This window comes from Caballeronia calidae, assembly GCF_900044055.2.
Classification (GTDB): domain Bacteria; phylum Pseudomonadota; class Gammaproteobacteria; order Burkholderiales; family Burkholderiaceae; genus Caballeronia; species Caballeronia calidae.
Genome location: NZ_FCOX02000356.1, coordinates 1 through 594, shown reverse-complemented (window position 1 = coordinate 594; position 594 = coordinate 1). Strand labels below are relative to the sequence as shown.

Below are 594 nucleotides of genomic sequence, written 5' to 3'. Positions count from 1 at the left end.
TTCCACTGCGCGATCCAGCCGACCGTACGCGCCATCGCGAAGATGCACGTGAACATCGACGTCGGGATGCCCAGCGCGCGCTGCACGATGCCCGAGTAGAAGTCCACGTTCGGGTACAGCTTGCGCGACACGAAGTATTCGTCTTCCAGCGCGATCTTTTCCAGTTCCATCGCGAGCTTGAAGAGCGGATCGTCGTGCAGGCCGAGTTCGTTCAGCACTTCGTGGCACGTCTCGCGCATCAGCTTCGCGCGCGGGTCGTAGTTCTTGTACACGCGGTGACCGAAGCCCATCAGCTTCACGCCCGAGTTCTTGTCCTTCACCTGCTTGATGAACTCGGGAATGTTGTCGACCGAGCCGATCTCTTCCAGCATGTTCAGCGCGGCTTCGTTCGCACCGCCGTGCGCCGGGCCCCACAGACACGCGATGCCGGCCGCGATACACGCGAACGGATTCGCACCCGACGAACCCGCCAGACGCACCGTCGAAGTCGACGCGTTCTGCTCGTGGTCCGCGTGCAGGATCAGGATACGGTCGAGCGCGCGCACGAGCACGTCGTTGACCTTGTACTCTTCGCACGGGTTCGAGAACATCATG

Annotated in this window: 1 protein-coding gene; it reads right to left on the bottom strand. The window is 62.0% G+C overall.

Annotation, left to right across the window (positions count from 1 at the left end; all coding sequences use genetic code 11):
- The coding region (locus AWB78_RS43015) for a citrate/2-methylcitrate synthase (protein ID WP_332460153.1) at window positions 1-594 on the bottom strand (594 nt) is incomplete at both ends.